The sequence below is a fragment of the Xanthomonas hortorum genome (assembly GCF_040279205.1).
GTDB classification, from domain to species: Bacteria; Pseudomonadota; Gammaproteobacteria; order Xanthomonadales; family Xanthomonadaceae; genus Xanthomonas; species Xanthomonas hortorum_F.
In genome coordinates this window covers 1-660 of sequence record NZ_JBEOLS010000138.1, presented here as the reverse complement: position 1 = coordinate 660, position 660 = coordinate 1, and the positions used below count along the sequence as shown (strand labels likewise).

At 60.8% G+C, this 660-nt stretch carries 1 protein-coding gene; it reads left to right on the top strand.

Going from position 1 to position 660, the window contains the following annotated elements; genetic code table 11:
• Window positions 1–179: 179 nt before the first annotated feature.
• Window positions 180–660 (top strand): IS110 family transposase (locus ABS769_RS22525; protein WP_350498299.1); only part of this gene is annotated, 481 nt, incomplete at its 3' end.

The following is a 660-nucleotide window of genomic DNA, read 5'->3' as shown; positions in this document are numbered from 1 at the left end:
TGTCGAGAGCCGGCGTGGGCCACCGTGAGAGCCTGGATCTCAGCGATCGCCGTGTAGCTTGGTACCCACGCCGGATTCTCCCTTGATTCGCCCGAACAGTTGCCCGAGGTGACACTCGAAACGATAAGACTGGGCAGGCGAGGGAGCTCTCGACATTTCTAGCCTAGCGGAGATTTCCCATGAGCGGAATCGGGATCGATGTGTGCAAACACTCTCTTGACGTTGCGGTTTTTCGAGGCCAGACCCGTCAGTTCACCAACACCGCAAGCGGTCATCGGAAGCTTGTCGATTGGCTGAATACGCTGTCGGTGCGGCAGGTGGTGCTGGAGGCGACCGGGGGCTACGAGCTGGCAGCGCTGGATGCCTTGCATCACGCCGCATTGCCGGTGGCGCGCGTCAATGCGCAACGGGCACGCAACTTGGCCAACGGTTTGGGACTGGCCAAGACCGACCGGCTGGACGCCGCCATGTTGGCCTGCATGGCCGAGAAGATGGAGCTGCATCAGTATGTTCCACTGGAACCATGGCAGCGCGATCTGGGCGAGCATGTGCGTGCCCGTCGGCAACTGGTGGATCTGTTGAAAACAGCAAGGCAGCAGCTGCTGCAGGTTGCGGAAAAAGCGCTACGCAAGCTGCTGCAGGGCAACGTGAACCAGCTTG